This window comes from Actinacidiphila alni (genome assembly GCF_900112845.1).
Taxonomy (GTDB): domain Bacteria; phylum Actinomycetota; class Actinomycetes; order Streptomycetales; family Streptomycetaceae; genus Actinacidiphila; species Actinacidiphila alni.
In genome coordinates this window covers 113516-136549 of sequence record NZ_FONG01000011.1, presented here as the reverse complement: position 1 = coordinate 136549, position 23034 = coordinate 113516, and the positions used below count along the sequence as shown (strand labels likewise).

18 protein-coding genes are annotated in these 23034 nt (G+C 72.6%); 15 read left to right on the top strand and 3 right to left on the bottom strand.

The features are described 5' to 3' along the window. The first annotated feature begins 19 nt into the window (after positions 1–19). From BM076_RS19765 to BM076_RS19720, 10 genes are all read left to right on the top strand, one after another. Entirely contained in the window at positions 20–691 is a 672-nt protein-coding gene (locus BM076_RS19765) for a ThuA domain-containing protein (RefSeq protein ID WP_177246518.1), read from the top strand. After that, a complete protein-coding gene (locus tag BM076_RS19760) occupies positions 688–1509 on the top strand; it encodes a sugar phosphate isomerase/epimerase family protein (RefSeq protein WP_218160092.1) in 822 nt (273 codons plus the stop codon). The genes BM076_RS19765 and BM076_RS19760 overlap by 4 nt, the downstream gene beginning before the upstream one ends. Continuing rightward, entirely contained in the window at positions 1506–2477 is a 972-nt protein-coding gene (locus tag BM076_RS19755) for an NAD-dependent epimerase/dehydratase family protein (protein WP_093714949.1), read from the top strand. Before BM076_RS19760 ends, BM076_RS19755 begins: the two co-directional genes overlap by 4 nt. A 93-nt stretch (positions 2478–2570) precedes the next feature. After that, positions 2571–3632, top strand: coding sequence for a Gfo/Idh/MocA family protein (locus BM076_RS19750; RefSeq protein ID WP_218160091.1), 1062 nt, complete (start codon positions 2571–2573; stop codon positions 3630–3632). Next, on the top strand, positions 3629–4390 hold the full coding sequence (locus tag BM076_RS19745) for a GntR family transcriptional regulator (protein ID WP_093714947.1): 762 nt from the start codon (positions 3629–3631) through the stop codon (positions 4388–4390). The genes BM076_RS19750 and BM076_RS19745 overlap by 4 nt, the downstream gene beginning before the upstream one ends. Positions 4391–4448: 58 nt before the next feature. Further along, complete coding sequence (locus tag BM076_RS19740; protein ID WP_093714946.1) at positions 4449–6467, top strand: primary-amine oxidase; 2019 nt, start codon at positions 4449–4451, stop codon at positions 6465–6467. After that, positions 6464–7216, top strand: coding sequence for a sugar phosphate isomerase/epimerase family protein (locus BM076_RS19735; RefSeq protein WP_093714945.1), 753 nt, complete (start codon positions 6464–6466; stop codon positions 7214–7216). Before BM076_RS19740 ends, BM076_RS19735 begins: the two co-directional genes overlap by 4 nt. Continuing rightward, positions 7213–8346: a Gfo/Idh/MocA family protein gene (locus BM076_RS19730; protein ID WP_245796156.1), complete on the top strand. Its 1134-nt coding sequence runs from the start codon at positions 7213–7215 to the stop codon at positions 8344–8346. The genes BM076_RS19735 and BM076_RS19730 overlap by 4 nt, the downstream gene beginning before the upstream one ends. Continuing rightward, on the top strand, positions 8343–9368 hold the full coding sequence (locus BM076_RS19725) for an SIS domain-containing protein (RefSeq protein WP_093714943.1): 1026 nt from the start codon (positions 8343–8345) through the stop codon (positions 9366–9368). Before BM076_RS19730 ends, BM076_RS19725 begins: the two co-directional genes overlap by 4 nt. Next, positions 9365–10303, top strand: coding sequence for an N-acetylglucosamine kinase (locus tag BM076_RS19720; RefSeq protein ID WP_093714942.1), 939 nt, complete (start codon positions 9365–9367; stop codon positions 10301–10303). Before BM076_RS19725 ends, BM076_RS19720 begins: the two co-directional genes overlap by 4 nt. Before the next feature lie 173 nt (positions 10304–10476). On the opposite strand, the gene BM076_RS19715 is transcribed toward BM076_RS19720, so the two are convergent. Both BM076_RS19715 and BM076_RS19710 read right to left on the bottom strand, forming a co-directional pair. Then, a complete protein-coding gene (locus BM076_RS19715) occupies positions 10477–12495 on the bottom strand; it encodes an NPCBM/NEW2 domain-containing protein (protein WP_093714941.1) in 2019 nt (672 codons plus the stop codon). 230 nt (positions 12496–12725) lie between these two features. After that, a complete protein-coding gene (locus BM076_RS19710) occupies positions 12726–13706 on the bottom strand; it encodes an NAD(P)-dependent alcohol dehydrogenase (protein ID WP_093714940.1) in 981 nt (326 codons plus the stop codon). Between the two features lie 308 nt (positions 13707–14014). On the opposite strand from BM076_RS19710, the gene BM076_RS19705 reads away from it, so the two are divergent. After that, positions 14015–15868: an arabinofuranosidase catalytic domain-containing protein gene (locus tag BM076_RS19705; protein ID WP_093714939.1), complete on the top strand. Its 1854-nt coding sequence runs from the start codon at positions 14015–14017 to the stop codon at positions 15866–15868. Positions 15869–15939: 71 nt separating this feature from the next. On the opposite strand, the gene BM076_RS19700 is transcribed toward BM076_RS19705, so the two are convergent. Next, on the bottom strand, positions 15940–19533 hold the full coding sequence (locus tag BM076_RS19700) for an alpha-N-acetylglucosaminidase TIM-barrel domain-containing protein (protein WP_177246517.1): 3594 nt from the start codon (positions 19531–19533) through the stop codon (positions 15940–15942). A gap of 294 nt (positions 19534–19827) precedes the next feature. On the opposite strand from BM076_RS19700, the gene BM076_RS19695 reads away from it, so the two are divergent. From BM076_RS19695 to BM076_RS19680, 4 genes are all read left to right on the top strand, one after another. Next, entirely contained in the window at positions 19828–20376 is a 549-nt protein-coding gene (locus BM076_RS19695) for a DUF1453 family protein (protein WP_093714937.1), read from the top strand. A gap of 84 nt (positions 20377–20460) precedes the next feature. Beyond that, positions 20461–21732: a sensor histidine kinase gene (locus BM076_RS19690; RefSeq protein ID WP_143120598.1), complete on the top strand. Its 1272-nt coding sequence runs from the start codon at positions 20461–20463 to the stop codon at positions 21730–21732. Between the two features lie 51 nt (positions 21733–21783). Next, positions 21784–22464 carry a response regulator gene (locus BM076_RS19685; protein WP_093714935.1) on the top strand — a complete coding sequence of 227 codons (681 nt, stop codon included), beginning with the start codon at positions 21784–21786 and terminating at the stop codon, positions 22462–22464. A gap of 96 nt (positions 22465–22560) precedes the next feature. After that, positions 22561–23034, top strand: a complete 474-nt coding sequence (locus tag BM076_RS19680) for a MarR family winged helix-turn-helix transcriptional regulator (RefSeq protein WP_093714934.1) — start codon at positions 22561–22563, stop codon at positions 23032–23034.

The window sequence follows — 23034 nt, the reverse complement described above, 5'->3', positions numbered from 1 at the left end:
CCTCTCGACCCCGAGAGCCATGGTCATCGTGAACGGCGACGACATCCACCACGACCTGCTGAGCGCGGCCGACGTCTTCCAGCAGCTCGGCACCGAGGCCGGATTCGCCACCCGCAAGGCGATGGGCACCAGCCGCTTCACCGACCCGCGGCCGGAGACCGCCGAGGCGGACGTCTACCTCTTGTACACCGCGGGCGGTCACTTCGCGACGGAGCAGCAGCAGGCGCTCGCCGACGCGGTACGGGCCGGCAAGGGTCTGGTGGGCGTGCACGGCGCCAACATCATGGGGTGGCAGGGCGACGGGCTCGACCCCGCCGACCGCCCGCTGTTCGAACTGCTCGGCAACCGCTACCTCTCGCACGGCCCCGGCCACCACGAGGGCCGGCACACCATCGAGATCGTCGCCGACCACCCGGTCACCCGCGGCCTGACCGACTTCGAACTCTTCGACGAGTACTACGAGTTCGAACTCGCCGACGACGACGTGACGGTGCTCGCCCAGCGGCACCGCGCCGACGGCGAGGTCATCCCGGTGCTCTACGCCCGCGAGGCGGGCGCGGGCCGGGTGCTCTATCTGGCGCTCGGCCACGACATGCGGTCCTGGGGCGAGCCGCCGGTACGCGCCCTGGTCCGGCAGTCCCTGCTGTGGGCGGCGGGCCTGGAGCACGGGACCGGGGAGGGCGCCAAGTGACCGCCGCACTCGGGGTGATGACGTACACCGTGCTCGACCAGGCGCGCACCGACCTGGAGGGCACACTCGCCCGGCTGGCCGCGCTCGGCTACGCGGGCGTGGAGACCTACGGCCTGGTGGAGCAGTACGGACCCGCCCGGGTCAGGGACGCCATCGCGTCCGCCGGGCTCGCACTGACCAGCGCCCACACCCCGTTCCCCGCAGGCCCGGGCGCCGAGGAACTGCTCGACACCAATGAGGAGTTGGGCGCCACAATCCTGGTCTGGAGCATGGAACGGGAGGAATTCGACTCGCCCGGGGCGATCGCGCGCGGCGTGGAGCGGGTCAACGAGGCCGCGGAACGCGCCGCGGCGCGCGGCATGCGGATCGCCTACCACAACCACTTCGCCGAATTCTCCCAGGCCTTCGACGGGCGGCAGGCGTACGACCTGCTGCTGGAGCTGCTGGACGACCGCGTCCTGGTCGAACTCGACGCCTACTGGGCGCAGATGGGCGGCGCCGACCCGGCCGAGGTGCTGGCGCGGCTCGGTGACCGGGTGCGCCTGGTGCACGTCAAGGACGGCCCGGCCGTCAGCTACGAGGACGACGTGATGGTGCCGATCGGCGAGGGGACCATCGACTGGGCACGCACCCTGCGCACCCCCTCGGGACTCCAGTGGCACATCGTCGAACTGGAGCGGCTGCACATCGACACCTTCGAGGCGCTGCGCCGCTCCTACGGCCATCTGGTCGGCCGCGGCCTGTCCCGCGGCACCGTGCCCGCGACCGCTGCCACGGCCGCACCGAACGTCCCGACACCGGCCGAGGAGCAGGCATGAGGGTGCTGTTCCTCGGCGGTGCCGGGATGATCGGCTCCGCGGCGGCGGCCGAGGCCGTCGCGCGCGGAGCCGACGTGACGATCGTGACGCGCGGCGAGCCCGCCCGTACCCCGGCCGACGGCGTGCGCACGCTGCGCGCCGACGTCCGCGACCCGGCCGCGCTCAAAGTGGCGCTGGGCGGCGCCGAGTTCGACGTCGTCGTCAACTGGGTCGGCTTCACGCCCGACGATCTGCGCGGCCACCAGGAGCTGTTCGCGGCGACGGCCGGGCAGTACGTCTTCATCAGCACCTGCTCGGTCTACGGCCGGCCGGTGCCGCTGCTCCCGATCACCGAGTCCAGTCCGCGCCGACAGCCCGACTTCGGCTACCCGCGCGACAAGATCGCCTGCGAACTGCTGCTGGAGGACGCGTACCGCACCTCCGGCTTCCCGCTGACGATCGTGCGGCCCTTCCACACCTACGACCGCACGGTGATCCCGGTGCTCGCGGGCTGGACTGCGATCGAGCGGATGCGCACCGGCCGGCCGGTGGTCGTGCACGGCGACGGCACCTCGCTGTGGACACTGATGCACTCCCGCGACTTCGCGCGCGCCTTCGTACCGCTGCTCGGCAACGGGCAGGCGATCGGCGAGAGCGTCAATGTCGTCAGCGGCGCGATCCTCACCTGGGACCAGATCCATCTGGCGCTGGCCGCCGCGGCGGGCGTGCGCGCGCCGCTGCTGCGGCACCGCTCCAGCGAGTCGATCGCGGAGCACGTGCCGGGCTGGCGGGACGTGCTGGAGCACGACTTCCGGCACTCGATGCTCTTCGACACCGCGAAACTGCGCGCGCTGGTCCCCGGTTTCGCGCCGGAGGTCTCCTTCTCCGAGGGCGCCCGCGAGGTGCTCGCGCACTACGACGCCCACCCCGAACTGCGGTCGGTGGACGCCACGTTGGACCGCGCTTTCGACGCGCTGCTGGAGGCGTGATGCAGATCAACCTCCGAAGTGGTCCCTGGTGGTCTTTATATGACTTACCTTTATAAGACCAATGCAACACCACTTTGCTATCATGGGGCGAGAATGACGAGGGAAGAGGAACGCGTGATCGGCGTCGGGCTCATAGGTTCCGGATTCATCAGCGACACCTACGCGGACGCGCTCCAGGACGTACGGAACGCGGCGCTGGTCGCCGCCTGCTCCCGCGATCTCGCACGGGCCCGGACGCTGACCGCCAAGTGGGCGCCGGAAGCGGCCTGTTACGACGACATGGCGGCGCTCTGCGCGGACCCGGCCGTCGACCTCGTGGTGATCGCCGTCCCCAACGAGGCCCACCTGGACGCGGTACGCGTCGCCGCCGTGGCCGGTAAGGGCGTGGTCTGCACCAAGCCGCTGGCCCGTACCGGCGACGAGGCGGCCGAGATCCTCAAGGTGGTCCGCGACGCCGGGGTCTGGCACGGCTACGCGGAGAGTTCGGTCTTCTCGCCCAACATCGCCAAGGCCCACGAGATGGTCACCGCCGGCGCCATCGGCGACCTGCTCACCATGCGGGCCCGCGAGGCGCACTCCGGACCGCACGCCCCGCACTTCTGGGACGCGCAGACCGCCGGCGGCGGCGCCCTGCTCGACATGGGCTGCCACACCGTGGAGTCCGCCCGGCACTTCTTCGGCAAGGACAACCCGATCACCGAGGTGTTCGCCTGGGGCGCCACCCTCGCGCACGCCGACCGGACCACCGGCGAGGACACCGCGATCGCGCTGCTGAAATTCGCCGGCGGCCAACTCGCCACCGTCGAGTCGTCCTGGATCGAGAAGGGCGGCATGCAACTGCGGCACGAACTGGTCGGCAGCGCCGGCCGGCTGGTCACCGACACCTCCGCCACCCCCGTCTGGGGCTTCATCGAGCACCCGGCCGGCTACCTGGTGGAGAAGGCCGACGCCGACACCGGCTGGGTCTACCCGGTGCCCGAAGAGGCCCGCGCCTACGGCTTCAGCCAGGAGATGCGGCACTTCGTGGACTGCTTCGCGCGCGGCGAGACCCCGCTGGAGACCTTCGAGGACGGCGTGATCGTCAACCGCGTGCTGGACGCCGCCTACACCTCCATGCGCTCGGGTACATGGGAGAAGGTCCAGGTCCCGGCATGAGCACCGACCAGACGGCGCCGCCGGCGCTCACCACCGCATACCCGGAGCCGCTGTGGCTCCAGGCCAAGACCGCGCTGCGCGAACGGATCGCGGCCGGCGAGGTCAAGCCCGGCTCGCGGCTGCCGCCCGAGCGCGAACTGTGCCAGATGCTCGCCATCTCCCGGGTGACGCTGCGCAAGGCGCTCACCGCACTGGTCGAGGAGGGCGTGCTGCGCCCGGCGCACGGCCGCGGCTGGTACGTGGCCGCTCCCGAGCGCAAGGAGTGGCCCAACACACTGGAGTCGTTCACCGAGACCGCCCACCGGATGGGCCTGGTGCCGACCTCCCGGGTGCTCCGCCGCGAGCTGGGCACCTCGACCTTCGACGAGGCCGAGGCGTTCCAGATCGCGCCCGGCACCCCGCTGTTCCGGGTCGACCGCGTCCGGATGCTCGACGGGGTGCCGATCGCGGTGGACGAGTCCTTCGTCCCCGCCGACATCGCCGCCGGCTTCGACCGGGTCGACTTCACCAGCCGCTCGCTCTACGACACCATCGCCGAACTCGGCTTCCAGCTCGACCGGGCCGACACCACGATCGAGGCCCGCCCGGCCGACAGCGTCCTCGCCGGACACCTCGCCATCGCGGCCGGCACCCCGGTCCTGGAGATGCGGCAGATCGTCCGCGACCGGGCACAGCGCCCGCTGCTGTCCTCGGCGATCCGGTACGCGGGCGACCGCTACCGGCTGCGGACGTCCTTCACCCGGGGCAATCCGACATGACCCGCCGCCCGCTCCCCCCTCCCGTTGCCTCACAGTCGCTCACAGATGCGGAGCCCTCGTGACCCCGACCACCCCGGCCGCCCCGGACCCCGCCGTCCTGGCCGCCGCCCTCGCCTCGCCGCGGCCCGCCGAGATCACCGCGGCCACCGCCCTGCTGCGCCGCGAGGGACTGCTCGGCCCCGACACCCACATCTCGTACTTCGGCCTGGCCGAGCAGGACAAGCGCGAACTGCTGGCCGGCGACGTCGCCCCCCGCCGCTTCCGCGCCCTGCTGATCGACATGCGCTCGGGCGTCTCCCACGACGCCGTGGTCTGCCCCGAGCAGGACCGGGTGGTCGACGCCCGGGAGATCGACGTGGCCACCGACGGCCATGTCCCCGTCGTGCTCGCCGAATTCCCGCTGGTGGAGGAGATCGTGCACCGCGACGAGCGCTGGCTCGCCGCCATGCGCAAGCGCGGCCTGACCGACCTCACCCAACTGCGGGTCAACCCGCTGTCGGCCGGCGTGCCCGGCGACGGCGAGAGCGGCCGGCGCCTCCAGCGCTGCTTCACCTTCGTCCAGAAGACCCCCGACGACCTCGGCTGGGCCCACCCGGTGGACGGCGTCACGGTGATCGTGGATGTCGTCACCCGGGAAGTCCTCGACGTACTGGACCTCGTGGACCTGCCGGTGCCGCAGGAGGACGGCAATTTCCACGACCCCGCCTGGGGCGGCGAGCCGCCGCGCGCCGGACTCAGGCCGATCGAGATCACACAGCCCGAGGGCCCGAGCTTCACCGTCGACGACGACGGCGTCCTGCACTGGCTCGGCTGGACCCTGCAGATCGGGTTCGACCAGCGCGAGGGCCTCGTCCTGCACAACATCACCATCGACGACGCGGGCGTACCGCGTCCGGTGCTCTACCGCGCCTCCGTCGCGGAGATGATGGTGCCCTACGGCGACCCCAGCCCGCAGCGCTGGTTCCAGAACTTCTTCGACTGCGGCGAATATCTGCTCGGCGGCTTCGCCAACTCCCTGGAACTGGGCTGCGACTGCGTCGGCGACATCACCTACCTGGACGCCGTCCTCGCCGACAGCGCGGGCGAGGTCCGCGTCATCCCGCAGGCGATCTGCATCCACGAGGAGGACACCGGCATCCTCTGGAAGCACTACGACAACTGGACCGGCTCCTCCGACTCGCGCCGCAACCGCCGCCTGGTGGTGTCCTTCTTCGTCACCGTCGGCAATTACGACTACGGCTTCTACTGGTACTTCTCGCTCGACGGCGCGATAGAACTGGAGGTCAAGGCGACCGGCGTCGTCTTCACCTCCGCCCACCCCGGACCCGGTTACGCCTACGCCTCCGAACTCGCCCCGGGCCTGGGCGCCCCCTACCACCAGCATCTGTTCGGCGCCCGCCTGGACATGATGGTCGACGGCACCGACAACGCGGTGGACGAGGTCGAGGCCGCCCTCGTACCGCGCGGGCCCGCCAACCCCACCGGCACCGGCTTCACCCAGACCGTCACCCGGCTGCGCACCGAATCCGGCGCGCAGCGCCTGGCCGACAACACCCGCAACCGCTCCTGGCTGATCACCAACCCCTCGGTGACCAACCGGCTCGGCGCCCCCGTCGGCTGGATGCTGCACCCCGAGGGCCGCCCCGTCCTGCTGGCCGACGAGGAGTCCGACATCCACCGGCGGGCCACGTACGCCACCAAGCACCTGTGGGTGACGCCCTACGCGCCGGACGAGAACTACCCGGCGGGCGACCTGGTGAACATGCACACCGGCGGCGCGGGCCTGCCCGCCTGGACCGCCGCCGACCGGGACGTGGACAACACCGACATCGTGCTCTGGCACACCTTCGGTCTCACCCACTTCCCGCGCCCCGAGGACTGGCCGGTCATGCCGGTCGACTCGGCCGGCTTCGTCCTCAAGCCGTACGGCTTCTTCGGCCGCAATCCGACGCTCGACATCCCGCCGTCGGGCGGCGACCACTGCCACCCGGCCGGGACCCCGGACCCTCACCACGACCACCACTGCGGCGGCCCCGATCACCACGACCACCACGACCACGGAAAGGCCGGCGCATGACGGCACAGCACCCCCTGGGCATCCAGCTCTACAGCGTGCGTGACGACATCGGGCCCGACCGGCTCGGCGGCACGCTCGCCCGCCTCGCGGCGCTGGGCTTCACGCACGCCGAGCCGTACGACATCGTCAGCGACCCGCGCGCGCTGGCCGCCGCGCTGCGCGACAGCAGCCTGCACGCGGCGACCGCGCACGCCTCGGTCCTCCGCCACGAGACGGCCGAACTCCTGGACGCCGCGCAGGAAGTGGGCGTCGGCACCGTCATCACCCCCTGGGTCGCACCGGACAGCATCGCCGACCGCGCGGGCGTCCAACACCTGGCCGACACGCTCAACACGGCCGCGCGGCAAGCGGCGGAACGCGGCATCCGGATCGGCTACCACAACCACGACTTCGAATTCGCGCAAGCCGTGGACGGCGTCCCCGCCTACGAACTGCTGGCCGAACTCCTCGACCCCGCCGTCGTCCTGGAACTGGACGTCTACTGGGCCGGGGTCGGCGGCGCCGATGTGTTCGAGCTGCTGCCGCGGCTCGGCGACCGGGTCCGGCTGCTGCACGTGGTGCGCGACCGGGAGCCGGGCAACGACCGGCCGGTGCTCGGCGTCGACGCCACCGACCGGATGGCCGAGGTCGTCGCGCTCGCCGGACCCGCGCTCGAACTGCCGGTGGTCGAGGTCGTCGCCCACCACAGCGACGTATGGCCGCTGGTGGAACGCAACGCCGCCTACTTCCGCGAGCTGGTGAGCGCGTGACCGCCGCACAGGGACCGACCCGGGTGGCCGTCGTCGGGGCGGGCAACATCTCCGACGAATATCTGCGCTCGCTGACCTCCTACCCGGACCTCACCGTCACCGCCGTCGCCGACCTGGACACCGCGCGGGCCCGCGCGCAGGCCGACGCGTACGGCGTCCCGGTGTCCGGCACGACACAGGAGGTGCTGCGCCGCGACGACGTCGACCTGGTGGTCAATCTGACCGTCCCGGCCGCGCACGCCGACGTCGCGCTCGCCGCGATCGCCGCGGGCAAGCACGTATGGGGCGAGAAGCCGCTCACCCCCGACCGGAGCACCGCCAGGGCCGTCCTGGACGCGGCCCGCACCGCCGGGGTCACCGTAGGGAACGCCCCCGACACCATCCTCGGCCCCGGCATCCAGACCGCCGCCCGGCTGCTCGCGGACGGCGCGGTCGGCACCCCGCGGACCGTACTGACGCTGATGCAGGGACCGGGCCCGGACGCCTGGCACCCCAGGCCGCAGTTCCTGTTCGCCAAGGGCGCGGGACCGCTGTTCGACATCGGCCCCTACTACCTCACCACGCTCGTCCAACTGCTCGGCCCGATCGTGTCGGTGACCGCCACCGGGCAGAGCCCGCGCACCCACCGCACCGTCGGCTCCGGACCGGACGCGGGCAGCCGCTTCCCGGTCGAGGTCTTCACCCACGTCAGCGTGGTCAGCACCTTCGCCTCCGGGGTGGTCGGCACCTCCGTCTACAGCTTCGACTCGCCGGCCCGCCGCCAGCTGTTCGAAGTCACCGGCGCCGACGGGGTGCTCGACGTCCCGGTCAGCGGCTTCGACGGCGCGAGCCGGGTGCTGTCCGGCGCGGCGCCCGCCCCCGACACCCCCTGGCGCACCGTGCCCGCAGCGGGCGCGCACGCGAGCCGCGGGGTCGGCGTACTGGAGATGGCCCGGGCGATCCGGGCCGGGCAGCGGCCGCGCGCGAGCGGCGAACTGGCCCTGCACGTCCTCGACGTCATGCTCGCGATCGAGGAGTCCGCCGGCGGCGGCGTGCCCGTACCGGTCGAGAGCACCGCACCGCCCGTGCCACCGATCCCGCCGCACTGGGATCCGACCACCCGGACGTTCCAAGGATCGGAGCAGACATGACCGACGGCTACATCGCCTACGAGGCGGCCCGCGCCACCCAGGCGCAGGCGCTCGGCGCGGCGATCACCCGGCTGACCGGGGCGGTCACCGCGTCGGCCGCCGAGGGCACGCTGTCCGGTCCAGGACCGGTCTTCGTCGGCATCGGCGCCAGCCTGGCCGCCGCCTGCGCGCCGGTCTGGGCGCTGCGCGGACGCGGCATCCACTCCTGGCGGCTCGGCGCGGGCGACCACCCGCTGCCCTTCCCGGCCGCCGCCCACCCCGTCTTCGGGGTGTCGCAGAGCGGGCGCAGCGCCGAGACGCTCGCCGTCCTGGACTCCGTCGACCCGGCGCGGCGCTTCGCCGTGGTCAATGTGGTGCCGTCGCCGATCGCGACCGTAGCCACCGGTGGGGTGCTCGGTCTCGGCAGCATCCCCGACAGCTACGCCTCCACCATCGGCTACACCGCGACCGTCGCCGCGCTCGGCATCCTCGCCGACGCCTGGGACGGCGGCCGGATCGACGAGGGCTGGCCCCGGCTGGCCGCCGTCTTCGCCGCGGTCGAGAGCGAACTGACCCCGCGCGTACGGGCGTTGGCGCCGCTGTTCGAGGGTGCGACGCACGCCGACTTCGTCGGCACCGGGCCCGCGGTCGGCTCGGCCGAGGCGAGCGCCCTGCTCTTCCGCGAGGTGGCGCGCATCCCGTCGACCGGGATGAGCACCCGGCAGTATCTGCACGGCTCGATGGAGTCGGCCGGCGGCGGCGTGCACGTCATCTTCGGCGACACCCGCGAACTGGACGTCGCCGAGACCCTGGCCGGCGCAGGCCACCGGGTGATCCTGGTGACCAGCGAACCGGTCGCGGCCGGACCGCTGCTGCACCCGGTGACGGTGCCCCGGCTGCCCGCGGCGCAGCGTGCGATCATCGAGATCCTGGTCACGCAGATCCTCGTGGCGGCGGTCGCCGAGGTCAGGGGAGTGGAGGTGGAGGAATTCGTGTTCCACAACTCCGACATCAAGGTCGCCGCCGAACGGCCGGGCGTATGAGGGTCGTGGTCGGCGCCGACGTCGGCGGCACCAAGCTCGCCGTGCGGGTGGCGCCGCTGGGCGCGCGGCCGGGTGTCGAGCCGGGCACGGGGCAGGCCGGTGATCAGGACCCGGAGTACACCGATCATCTGCTCGCCGCCGACGGCTGGGAGGCGTCCCCGGTCGACACCGCGGCGGGGTGGCTGCTGGAACGGCTGGCCCGGGTGGTGCCGGAGGGCGCCGAGATCGCGGCGGTCGGGATCGGCGCGCAGGGCTGCGACACCCAGCACCACTGCGCCGAACTGGCCGCGGCCGTCGAGAAGTCCGGGGTGCCCGCCGTGGTGGTCAACGACGCGGCGCTGCTGGTGCCCGCGGCCGGCCTCGACACCGGTATCGGCGTCGTCGCGGGCACCGGTTCGATCGCGGTCGCCGCCGACGCCGGGGGCGACGTGCTCTTCGCGGGCGGCTGGGGCTGGGTGCTGGGCGACGAGGGCGGCGCGCCCGCGATCGTCCGGGACGCCGTACGGGCCGCGCTCGCGGCCTACGACGCCGGGTCCGCCGACGACGGGCTGCTCGCGGCGCTGCTGGGCCACTTCGCCGCACCGGACCCGCAGACCCTGGCCCGTATCGTCAACGACGAGCCCACGCCGGGCAATTGGGGCCCGGCCGCGCCCGCCGTCTTCCGCGCAGCCGACGCGGGTTCCGCGCTCGCCGCCGGCGTGATCGAAGGCGCCGCACGGGAGTTGGAGATGCTGGTCGGCCGGCTGGTCGGGCGGGGAGCGGTCGGGGACACCGTGGTCGCGGCGGGCAGCGTCGTCGTACGACAGTCGCGGCTCGCCGACGCCTTCCGCGCCCGACTCGCCGCCACGCAGCCGCGGTTGACGCTGCGTCTGCTGGACGTGCCGCCGGTCGCGGGCGCCCTGGCACTGGCCAGGGCACGGCTGCGTACGTCCTGAACGAAGCAGGCCCCGGGACACCGACGGCGGCGGCGCGTGGGAGAGGAACGCACCGCCGCCGTCGGCATGCGCGGGCCCGGCCGCGCGATCGGGGTCCCGGACCGCGCGGCCGTGCCCAGGGGCCTGTCCGGCCCCGGGTCAGCGACCGTGCCGCGGCACGGTCGGCCGACGGCTCACGAGCAGGTGAGCTTCGCGTCCGCCCAGTCCGCGTGGTCGCTGTCGTTGCCGTCGCCGCCGTCGCTCACGGCGAGCGTCACATTCTGCGCGCCCGTCACGTCGGCCGTGATCGGCTTGCCGCCCATCGGGTTGGTGACCACACCGCTGTCCGCGACGGTGGTGCCGTCCGTGGTGACGGTGAACTCCACGCTGCCCTTGCCGTTCTTCTCGTCGTCCACGCCGACCGTCGCGGTCACCGTGGAGCACTTCCCGCCGAGGTAGTAGCTGATGCTGCTCGGCGCGTGGACACCGAGACCCTTGGTGTGGACGGTGCCGCCGAGCGTGATCGGATTGCCGTCGCTCGCACCGGTCTCACCATTGCTGCGGTCCCGCTCGACCGGCCCCCACCCGTTGGTGGACGACGTCCACGGCAGATCACTGAGATAGCTGGTCCCGGACGGCGGCGGCACCTTGACGGTGACACTGCCGATCAGCGGCACCGTCAGCTTCTTTCCGCTGGTCAGCGAACGGTAGCTGACCGTCCCCGACACCGGGTACGAGCCGGGCTGCGCGTCGGCCGGCACACCGACCGTCCACGGGGTGCTGAAGGTCCTGCCGCCCGGCAGCAGCAGCGTGCCGGTGCCGCCCTTGGCGCGCAGGCTCCAGCCGTCGGGCGCGGTCAGCTTCACCTTGACCTCGGCGGCCGGCAGGGTGCCGAGGTCGGTGGCGTACGTGCTGATGCTCGCGCTGTGGCCCGGCTCGATGTGGTCGGGTCCTGTCACACCGGTGTCGAACAGCGGTGCCTTGAGCACCGCCGCCGGGTTGGTGCCGACCCGCAGCAGGACGGTGCCGTGCGCGGGCACGGTCGCGGACAGGCCGCCCGCGCTCTCGTAGTCGGTGTGCGACCACAGATCGCGCACCGAGTAGCTGCCGCGCTTGGGCAGCCCCGCGGCCCGCGCGGTGGTGGCGATCCGCCGCGCCTGGTCGCCCGCGTTGAACAGCGCGACCGCGCGCTCGCCGTTCGCGAGCTTCTTGGTGAGGACGTACGCGTCGCCGTCGGAGGAGAGCACGGTGGCCTGGGCGCCGAGCTTGTCCTGGTCGAGCGCGATGACGTCCTTGTTGCCGAGGATCGCCAGCGTCTCGGGCGTCGCCTTGCGCAGATCGGTGCCGATCAGCAGCGGCGAGTTCATCATCGACCACAGCGAGAAGTGGGTGCGGTACTCGGTGTCGGTCATGCCGCCGTTGCCGACCTCCAGCATGTCCGGGTCGTTCCAGCGGCCGGGTCCGGCCGCCGAGGCGAGCGGCATGTTGGCCTTGGCGATGGACAGCATGCTGTTCCAGCTGTCGTTGATGTCGCCCGTGGTGCGCCACGAGTTGCCGACGTCACCGGCCCACTCCCAGGGTTCGTTGACGCCCCACTCGCACAGCGAGTACACGATCGGCCGGCCGGTGGCGGCCAGCGCGTCGCGCATCGCGGTGTAGCGCCTGACGTAGTCCTCGCGGGTGCCGTCGCTGTTGTTGTTGCAGTTGTCGTACTTGAGGTAGTCGATGCCCCAGTCCGCGAAGGTCTGCGCGTCGGTGGTCTCGTGGCCGAGGCTGCCCGGGTAGCCGGCGCAGGTCGCCGTGCCCGCGTCCTCGTAGATGCCGAGCTTGAGGCCCTTGCTGTGCACGTAGTCGGCGGTGCCCTTGATGCCGTCGGGGAACTTCACCGGGTCGGGGACCAGCCGGCCGTCCGCGTCGCGGGTGTGCGTCATCCAGCAGTCGTCGATGTTGACGTAGGTGTAACCGGCGTCCTTGAGCCCGGAGCTGACGAAGTAGTCGGCGGTCTGCTCGATCAACTGCTCGCTGACGTCGCAGCCGAAGGCGTTCCAGTCGTTGAAGCCCATCGGGGGCGTGAGGGCGAGGCCGTTGTCGAGCGCGGCGGCCGGGGTGGCGGTGACCACCGCGCCGGCGGTGACGGCCGCGCCGGCCAGGGCACCGCCCCACAAAGTGGCGGCGGTTGCGCAGGCGAGCAGCCTGCGGACGAGTCGTGGCATGGAGATTCCTCTGCTCGCGGTGTTGGCGAGGCGGGCCGGAGCCCGTGGAACTGCGCCGTGGGACTGATCGTGTGCGGATTGACGACTTTTCGACGCGTTGAATCAACGGAACTGAACAGAGTCGAGCAATTTTCTTCGCGGCGACACGTTAGGAGGCACACGGGTCCATGACAAGACTTCGGTCGGAGTCGGCCGCCGGAGTCGCCTGCCGGGGTCGGCCGCGACAGGTGCTAGCGGACCGTGATGACGACCTTGCCGCGCGCGTGCTCGGTCTCCATGTACCGGATGGCGTCGGGCACTTCGGCCAGCGGGTAGGTCCGGTCGACGACCGGGGTGAGCCGCCCCCGGCTCGCGAGGTCCGCGAGCGCGGCCAGATTCGCGCCGCTCGGCGTGGCGGTGAGTACCGTCAGCCGCTGCCCGCGGGCGAAGCGGGCGGTGGCCCGCGCCCGCAGCAGCAGCGCCATCGGTCCGAACAGGCTGCCGCCCTCGGACGCCCCGCCGCCGGAGAGCACGAGCGTGCCGCCGGGCGTCACTGCGCGGCGCAGCGCGGCCAGTCGGTGATTGCCGACGAGGTCGAGGACGACGTCGGCGCGCTCCCCGCCCCGGGTGAAGTCCTCGGTCGCGTAGTCCACGACGTGGTCGGCGCCGATCGACCGCGCCAGATCGGCGTTGCGGGCGCCGCACACCGCGGTGACCCGCGCGCCGAACGCCTTGCCGATCTGTACGGCGAAGGTGCCGACGCCACCCGACGCGCCGTTGATCAGCACGTGCTGACCGGCCCGCACCCGGCCCGCGTCGCGCAGCGCCATCAGCGCGGTGTTGCCCGCGAGCGGCAGGGCGGCGGCCTGTTCGAAGGTCAGCCCGTCCGGGATCGTGGCCAGCACGTCCTGGCCGGCCGACACGTACTCCGCGAAGGCCCCGTCCGCCTCGCCGAACACCTGGTCGCCGGGCCGGTACCGCGTGACGCCCGGGCCGGTGCCGACCACCTGGCCGGCGAAGTCCCGGCCGCGGACCCGCGTCCTCGGCCGGCGCACCCCGAAGGCCGGCCGGGCCAGATACGGGTCGCCGCGCATCAGGTGCCAGTCGTAGGCGTTCACGGCGGCGGCGTGCACCCGGATCAGCACCTCGTCCGGGCCGGGTTCGGGCTTGGCGGCGCTGCCGAGGGACAGCGTGCCGGGGTCTCCGTACCGGTCCTGGACGACGGCCCTCATCGGTCCTCCGTAACGCACGCGCCCCGGTGCGGCGGGGCCGACACCCATGACGGTAGCCGAACCTCCGCGCCATGGCGCCGTGTTCGTCGGCCGCCGGTACGGAGGTCCGGCGGACCGTACGGAAGCCACAGATTCGGACAGCGATTCGCGGGGCGGACGCCAAAGAAAGCAACAAATATTGACGCGGTCGAACAACAAGCGTACTTTCCGGCCGAGTTGACGCTTCAGCACCGGACGCGCACCCCCACGGCGTCGGCCCGCTCCACCCCGCAGGACCCGGCTCCACCCCCCACCTCAAGGAGCACCGCATGCGCAGAAGGAGATTCACCGTCACCTGGGCCCGGAAGGCGCTGCTGTCGGCGGTGGCCACCCTCGGCCTCGTCCTCGGCGCCTTCATCGCCCTGCCGGCACCGGCGCAGGCCGCCGCGTCGCTGCCCTGCGACATCTACGGCGCGGCCGGCACCCAGTGCGTGGCCGCGCACAGCACGGTCCGCGCCCTGTACGGCGCGTACAACGGCCCGCTGTACCAGGTCACCCGCGCCTCCGACGGCGCCAGGACCGACATCGGCCTGCTCGCACCCGGCGGCTACGCCAACGCCCAGGCGCAGGACACCTTCTGTGCCAACACCACCTGCCGCATCACGAAGGTGTACGACCAGAGCCCGCACCACAGCGACCTGGCCATCAGCCCGGCCGGCACCGCGGGCGCCGCGGACCGCGGCGCGGACGCCAGTGAGATCGCGGTGACGGCAGGCGGCCACAAGGTCTACGGCATCTGGATCTCGCCCGGCGTCGGCTACCGCTACGTCGGCGTGGCGCCCGGCGTCGCCGTCAACGGCCAGCCGGAGGGCGTCTACATGGTCGCCAGCGGCACCCATGTCGGCTCCGACTGCTGCTTCGACTACGGCAACGCCGAGAGCACCCCCGCCGACACCGGCAACGGCCACATGGACGCCGTCTCCATCGCCACCACCTGCTACTTCGCGCCGTGTTCCGGCTCGGGACCCTGGGTCGAGGCCGACATGGAGAACGGCATGTTCCAGGGCGACAACGGCTCCAACACCGCCAACAAGGGCAACAACACCCCTTACGTCACAGCCATGCTGAAGAACGACGGGCAGACGACGTACGCCATCAAGGGCGGCAACTCCCAATCGGGGGCGCTGTCGACCTGGTGGAACGGGGGACTGCCAACACGCGGCGGCTACCGGCCGATGCACCAGGAGGGCGGCATCATCCTGGGCACCGGCGGTGACAACAGCAACCGCAACATGGGCACCTTCTTCGAGGGCGTCATGGTCTCCGGCTATCCGACCGACGCCGCCGAGAACGCCGTCCAGGCCAACATCGTCTCGGTCGGCTACTCCGGCCAGACCAATGTGCCCAACGGCCCGCAGGGCACCATCACCGGTCCCGGCGGCAAGTGCGTGGACGTCGCCGCCGACGACACCGGCGTCAACGGCGCGGCCGTCCAGCTGTGGGACTGCCAGACGTACGCCGAGGACCAGCACTGGTCGCACTTCGGCGACAACTCCCTGCGGACGATCGGCCGTTGCCTGGACATCAACGGCAACGGCACCGCCAACAACACCCCGGTCGAGCTGTACGACTGCAACGGTGTCGGCGGCCAGAAGTGGGTGCAGCGCTCGGACGGTTCGCTGTTCAACCCGCAGTCGGGCCGGTGCCTGGACTCGCCGAGCGGCGCCACCGGCAACGGCACCCGGCTCCAGATCTACGACTGCAACGGCAGCGCCGCGCAGAAATTCGCCGTCCACGGCGGTTCCCCGATCCCCGGGCCCGGCGGCAAGTGCGTGGACGTCGCCGCCGACGACAGCGGCGGCAATCTCGCCGCCGTCCAGCTGTGGGACTGCCAGTCCTGGGCGGTCGACCAGCACTGGTACCTCAACTCCAACGGCTCGCTGAGCACGCTGGGCCGCTGCCTGGACATCAACGGCAACGGCACCGCCAACAACACCCCCGTCGAGCTGTACGACTGCAACGGCGTCGGCGGCCAGGTGTGGCAGCAGCAGGCCGACGGCACCCTGCGCAATCCGCAGTCCGGCCGGTGCCTGGACTCGCCGAGCGGCGCCTCCGCCAACGGCACCCGGCTCCAGATCTACGACTGCAACGGCAGCGCCGCCCAGAAGTTCGCCCTCAACTGACGTCCCCTCGACCGACGGTGGCGCGGGAGCGATCGCTCCCGCGCCACCGTCCGCGTATGCGCGGCCCCGGGTCAGGCGGCCGTCGCGCCGCCCACCGTCACCTCCGTCAGATGGAAGGAGGTGTTGGCGGAGTTGCCGAGGCCGTGGACCCGCACATAGCGGGCCGAGGCCGCCAGTCGATACGTGTCGCCCGCGTCGGTGGCCGCGGCCGCGGTGTCCTTGCCGCCGAGCACGAACCAGTGGACCCCGTCCGTGCTGCCCGTCAGCGTGTAGGTGTAGGCCCGCTTGCCGTCCACGTAATTGCGGACATTGACCGACGACAGGTCGCTGACGGCACCGAGATCCACCTGCCACCAGGTGGCGCCGTTGTTCATCGTGCTCGCCCAGTACGCCTTGTTGCTGCGGTCGCCGTCGACCGCCGCCGACGGCGGGCTGCCGGCCTCCGAGGACATGGCGTCGGTCGGCCTGCCCACGCTCAGCACGGTGTCGCCCGAGGTGTCGCGGGGCGTGAAGGGCGCCACGGTCAGGCCCTCGAAGCGGGCGGCGCCCTGCCGGTGGGTGGCGGCGTCCACCGCGGTGAACAGCAGACCCGCGTCCTCGGCCGGCGTCGCGCCGGGCAGCGTCGCCGACCCCACCCGCGCCCAGTCGCTGCCGTCCTGGCTGCACCAGCCGGTGAAGGTGTCGCCGTCGCGGCTGATCCGCAGCTGGACCGGGCCGGTGAAACCGCCGCTCGACACATTGTGTTCGAGGGTGCCGTTGCCGTCCGCGTCCCACATGAAGACGCAGCCGTGCTCCGGGGTGACGGCGAGATTCGCGTAACCGGCGCTGCCCGGCCGCGCGAGATCGGCGCGCACGACGAGCCCGGCGCGCGCGTACGGGCCGCTGTCCTCCTGGTCGAGCACCCGCGTGCCGACCGCCTGCCCCGTCGTCAGCAACCGCGGGCGGTAGACCGTGCCGTACTCGTCCCGGCCCGCGCCCACGTCGGCGCCGCCGCCCGCCATGCCGAAGGTGTCGCCGTCCTGCCCGAACAGCACCGGCGATCCGCCGCCCGGCACCGAGGAGGCGGTCAGATACGGGTCGGCCACCGGGCCGGTGACCAGGATGTCGGTGGTGTCCGTCGCGGAATCCGAACGGCCTTCGCCGGACTGCCCGTCGGGATCGGCGGACGACCAGCGGACCGTCGCCGTCAGCGGCGCCAGAGCGGCCGGGACGGCGTCACCGGGTATCGCCACGTCCCAGGCGGCGGTGACCGTCGCGCCCGGCGGCACCGACGACGGGGGAGCGGCGCCGGCCGCGCGCACACCGTAACCCTCGGGCGCGGTGAGCCGGAAGACGGCGGGTCCGGTGGCCCGCAGCGCGCTGTCGTTGGTGAAGGACGCGGTGACCCGTACGGTCGTGCCGGGCGCCCCGCCCTTCGGGTCCGCGGCCACCGACAGGCCGCCCGCGGTGAGGGCGGCGACCTTCCGCGCCTGCTGATAGGCGTCGTCGGTGGGGGTGGACCGGTAGCGCGCCTTCTCGTGCACCCAGTCGGCGGCGACCGCGCGCCAGTCGATGACCCGCGGTGAGCCGCCGCTGGTGAGCGCCGTGCGCAGCGAGGCGAAGAACATCCGCCAGCGGCTGCCGTAGTAGTCCCCGACCAGACCGTTCCACTCGCGGCCCGCGTAGTCCTGGATCGGGTGGTCCTGCGACCAGATGCTCACCAGCGAGCGCACGTCGATCTCAAGGCGCGCGGCTTCGGCGGGAGTTGTCGCCTCCGCGGCGGCCTCCTGCTGCCAGACGCCCAGCAGTGACGTACCGTCACCGGCCAGCAGGTCGTCCAGCAGGTGCAGTTCGCTCATCCACCGCTTGCTCAGCGTGTCGAAGCCCGGCAGGTCCCCGGCCGCGTACGCCCGGCGGATCTCCGGCAGCAGGGTGCGGGTGTCGTTGGACAGCACCTGCCTTCCGAGGTCGACGATGTCGTAGGTGTACGCCGTGCTGCGGCGCAACCGCGGTGCCACGTCCAGGAGTTCGCCGAAGGCGCGCTCGACGTCCTTCGGGTCGTACGGGACGGCGCCCGCGGTCACCAGCAGGCCGGGCTGGATCGAGAACAGGCTGCTGGTGTGCCGGGTGCCGGTGTCCCCGGGCCAGGAGTAGGCGGTCCTGCCCAGCAGTTGCCAGGCGGCGGTCGCGTGCGGATCGGCGGCCCCGTACCGGGCGGTGGCGTACGCCGCCATCCAGGCGTCCATGTCGACCGCGGCCGGCTCCCACGCCAGATCGGCGAAGAACTCGATCGCCACCGGATTGTTGTCGATCGCCTCGGGCATCATCGCGATGCCGCGCAGCGCCGTGCCCGGGGTGTCCAGCCACGCGTGGAACTTGGTGTTCCAGATGCTCATGGCCGCGCCCACATTGGTGTTGCCGCCGAAATTCCAGATCGTGCCGAAGGCGTACGGCGTGCCGAGGTAGTCCGTGTCCCGGTCGGTCACCGCGGTGGTGTCGGAATTGCCGTCGAGCACCAGCATCCGGGAGGTGTCCACGGCCTGGAGCGTCTCCTTGCGCGGATTGCTCTCCCAGCCGAGGATCGCCCAGATCGCACCCGGGTGCGCCCGGTCCAGGGCGTTCTGCACGGCCCGTGAGGCGTCGCCGACATCCACGTCACCGGGCCGGCCGCCTTCGTGCAGCAGATCCATCTTGTACATCGAGCTGTCGCCGAACAGCGCGCTCTGCTCGCGGTAGAAGGCGTCCGCGACCCGGTCGAAGAGGGGTGTCGTCGGGTCCAGCCAGTCCGGCCGGGTGAAGCCGTTCCAGGTGCCCTGGGGGACCAGGTGCGCGCCCGGGTTCTTCGCCGCGAAGTCCGGCGGGACGGTGCCGTAGTAGCCCGGCAGCACCGGGGTGAGGCCCAACTGCCGCAGATAGCCGGTCATCCTGCGGCCCAGCGCCACATGGCTGTCGAGCAGCTGCCGGCTCATCGGGGCGCCCTCGCAGCACATGTTCTGCAGCAGCCACCACGGCTGGTGGCCCGGCTGCGGGATCCACGACCGCATCTCGTCGTCGGTGTAGCCGAACTGCCGGAACGTCCGCTCGTAGACGGCCTCCTGGCCCTCGTAGACGAGCATCTCGTTGATGCCGTTCAGCGCGAGCACGTCGATCCGGCGCTGCCACTGCGGCCAGGTCAGGTAGGCGCCCGCATAGCCCTCGTCGGTGTCGTCGAGCGCGAAGCGGTGCGGGACATCGGCCGAGCGCTCGATCGGGGCGGCCGGCAGCGGCAGCCGGTCGGGCAGCCGTAATTGCGTGCCGTTGAGCGAGATGTCGGCGTGCGCGACCACCCGCAGATACCGGCCGAGGCCCGCCAGGATCGTGCCGGGCGTGGTGCCGCTGATCCGGACCCGGCGGTCGGCCGCCTCGATCCGGTACCGGTCCTGGCCGCCGGCCGCGGCGGCGACCGCCACCAGGTCGAGCTGCCGTGCCGCGTCGGGCCCGAGCAGCCGGACGGCGGCCTCGCGGGCCGCCGACGGGTCGAACACCGGGGTCGCGTCGGCCGGCGCCGCCGCGGCGGCGGGTCCGGCGAGCACGATCCCGGTCACCAGGGACAGCAGCGTCGTGAGGACGGTCACGAGTGCGGCGGCCCGCACCGGTGCGCCGCGCGGGACCCGCGGCCGGGGGAGCGGAATGAGACGTCTGGACACGGATCTCCTTCGTGTGAGGGAACCGCAGGTAAACAGCTCGCGCAGTGAACTCCCCATCCGACCGTCGGTCAACAGGTACCACCCCCGTCCCGCCACCCCCTCGGGACGCGCCGAACCCCACCCCCACCCGGCCCCCACGGCCGGCCGCCGCTCCCGGCCCCTCTGGCCTGCGCAAACACCGGCAGGAGACCCTATGGGTGACCCCAGGGGTGGAGGCCCGCCGGAGGCGGTTTCCACCCGCGTTCCACCCGTGGGTTGAAGGTATTGAGGGCCGTCGCGCGGATAGTCGAACGCATGACGACCACCGACTGGATCATCGACATCGCACTCCTCCTCATCGTCTTCCGGCAGATGCGCGAGGAGCGGCTCACCGCCAGGACGATCGTCCTCCCGCTGGCGATCATCGGATGGGCGGCCAACAACTATCTGGACCAGATCCCGACGCAGGGCAACGATCTGCTGCTCGCGGGGCTCGGGGCCGGGGTGGGCGCGGCCTTCGGACTGTTCGGCGGACTGTTCACCCGGGTGCGCTACTCCGAGGGCCACGTGTACATCAAGGCGAGCCTGACGGCGGCGGCCCTGTGGGTCGTCAGCATGGGCTTCCGGCTGGGCTTCGCGGTCTGGACGAGCCACGCCTCCGGCGCCGCGCACGTCGGCCACTTCTCCGCCAGGCACGACATCACCAGCGCGCAGGCGTGGGTGGTGGCGCTGATCCTCATGGCGTTCGCGGAAGTCGTGGTCAGGCTCGGTACGATCGTCGCCCGGGGCCAGCTGCTGACCCGCGCCCACCGCGGCGAGCAGCCCGCCCGGGCGCAGGCGGCCCGCCCCGACATCTACGTGTGACCGGTGACCACGGCACCGACCCGGACCAGCGGCCGACCCGGCCGCTGGTCCGTGCCGTGCCCGGCGAGGCAGGAGATCCCCGTGATGGCCCCAGGGAAGGTGCCGGTGGCGGCCCCCGTGCAGGAGACCGGCGACATGCCGCGGACCGGTGAGCCCGCCGCGTCGCGCCGCCCGCTGATGAAGCGCGGCTTCGACCGGCGCTCGCTGGTCGGCGTGACCGCGATGGTGGTGTGCGTGGTGCTGTCGGTGATCGCCGCGCACGGCACCGCCGTCAAGGTCGCCGTCGGTGTGCTCGGCCTGCTCGCTGAGCTGGGCATGCTGCTGGCCCGCCGGATTTTGGCCGACCGGCTGGCCCTGGTCGGTGTGGCGCTCACCATCGCGTGCGGCATCGCCATGACCCTGCTCGCCCCGAACGGCCTCGGCGAGATCCCGGTCCTGGCAGGCGCCGCCATCCTGCCCGCCCATGTGCCGCGCGGCCCGGTCGGCAATGCCGCGGTCGCCGTGGTCTCGGTCGCCTTCGGCGTCACGATCCTGGCGATCTCCGGCAATCTCGCCGGACTGCTGGCCGGCGTCGGCGCCTGGTTCATCGCCGACCGTTCCATCGAGCACGCCGCGCTGGAGGTGGAGCGCGACCGCGCGGTCGCGCTGCTGGCCGAGGTGGAGGCGTCCCGCGCCGCACAGCAGGAGGCGGCCGCCACTGAGGAACGCAACCGGATCGCCCGGGAGATGCACGACGTGCTGGCGCACAGCCTCGCGGGCCTGTCCGTCCAGTTGCAGGCGATCCGCGCGGTCGCCGCGCGCGAGGGCGCCCCCGAATCGCTGACCGGTCCGCTCGACCGGGCGGCGCAGCTGGCCAGGGACGGCGTCCAGGAGGCGCGCGCCGCGGTCGGCGCGCTGCGCGCCGCACAGCCGCGCGGTGTCGACGACCTCCCGGCGCTGGTGGCCGGCTTCCCCGGCGAGGCCCGTATCCGCGTCACCGGCAGGCCAGGCCGGCTCGCGCGGGAGACGGGACACGCGGTGTACCGGGCGGTGCAGGAAGCCATGACGAACGCGGCGCGCTACGCCACCGGCAGCGCGATCGACGTCCATCTGGTCTGGGAGGAAGAGGAGTTGCGGGTGGCGGTGCGCGACCACGGGCTGCCGTCGGGCGGCAGCCCCTCGGGGGTCAAGGGCTCCGGCAGCGGGCTGCGCAGCATGGCGGAGCGGCTCGACGCGGTCGGCGGCACCCTCAAGTCAGGTCCCGCTCCCGACGGGCCCGGCTGGCGGATCACCCTGCGGGTGCCGGTGGACGGGGGCGCGCCCGGTCCGGGGGCGGGCACGGGGCCCGGCGCCGCGGGCGCGAAGATGGAGCCGTGAACGGACCGTGTCAGGTACGGGTCCGGCGAGTGCGTGCGGAGAGGCGGACGGGTGACGACGATTCGGGTACTGGTCGCCGACGACCAGGCGGTGGTGCGCGACGGTGTCGTCCTGCTGCTGTCGTCGGCCGACGACATGGAGGTCGTCGGCCAGGCCGGTGACGGGCGGGAGGCGGTCCGGCTGGCCGGTGAACTGCGGCCGGACGTCGCGCTGGTCGACCTGCGGATGCCGGAGCTGGACGGCGCCCGGGTGACCGCCGCGATCACCGCGGAGGACCTGGGCACCCGGGTGCTGATCCTCACCACGTACGCCGACGACGAGGCGGTCCTTCCGGCGCTGCGCGCGGGCGCGGCGGGCTACCTCACCAAGGACGCCGCGGGCGAGGCGGTGCTCGCCGCCGTCCGCGACGTCGCCGCCGGGCGTACGGTGCTCGACCCCGCCGTCCAGCAGCGCCTGGTCCAGCTGGTCATCGCCGACCCGTCCCCGGCCCCGGCAGCCCCGGCCCCCACCACGGCCGTCCCGCCCGCCGCGGAGGGTCTCACCCGCCGCGAGATCGACGTCGTCCGTCTGGTCGCCCAGGGCCTCAACAACCGCCAGGTCGCCAAGGAGATGGTGGTCAGCGAGGCCACAGTCAAGACCCACCTCAACCACGTCCTCGCCAAACTCGCCCTCGACGACCGCGGCGCCCTCATCGCCTGGGCCTGGCGCCACGGCCTCGCCGACACCCCCTGACACCGTCCGGCCGGGACTGTACGGGGCCCCGCCCGACGCGTGCCCGGGTGCGGCGACGACATTTGCTAAGGCTGCTTTATAAGGTAGCTTTAGTACATGAGTGAAACCCCGGCCCCCGAGGCCGTCGCCTCGGCGCTGCTGGCGAGCATCGGCGTCCTGCTCCGGCGGGTGCGGCAGATCCCCGTCGACGGCGGACTGACGATGCCCGAGCGAACGGCCCTGTCCGGCCTGGAACGTTCGGGCCCCACCACCTCCTCGGCGCTGGCCAGGGACGTGCAGATCACCGCCCAGGCCATGGGGGCGACGCTCGGCACGCTGCGCGAACGCGGCTACGTCGAGCGCCGCCCCGACCCCGCCGACGGCAGGCGCGTCCTGCTGTCGGTGACCGCGGCCGGGCGGCAGGCATTGCAGGACAAGCGGAACGCACGGGTGGAACTGGCCGCCCGGGCGCTGACCGGCGGCGCCTTCACACCGGAGGAGCTGGAGCGGCTCGCGGCGGCCGCGCCCCTGCTGGAGCGGCTGGCACAGCACATCGACCCCCGGACCGACCAGGGGGGCGCCGACCGGTGA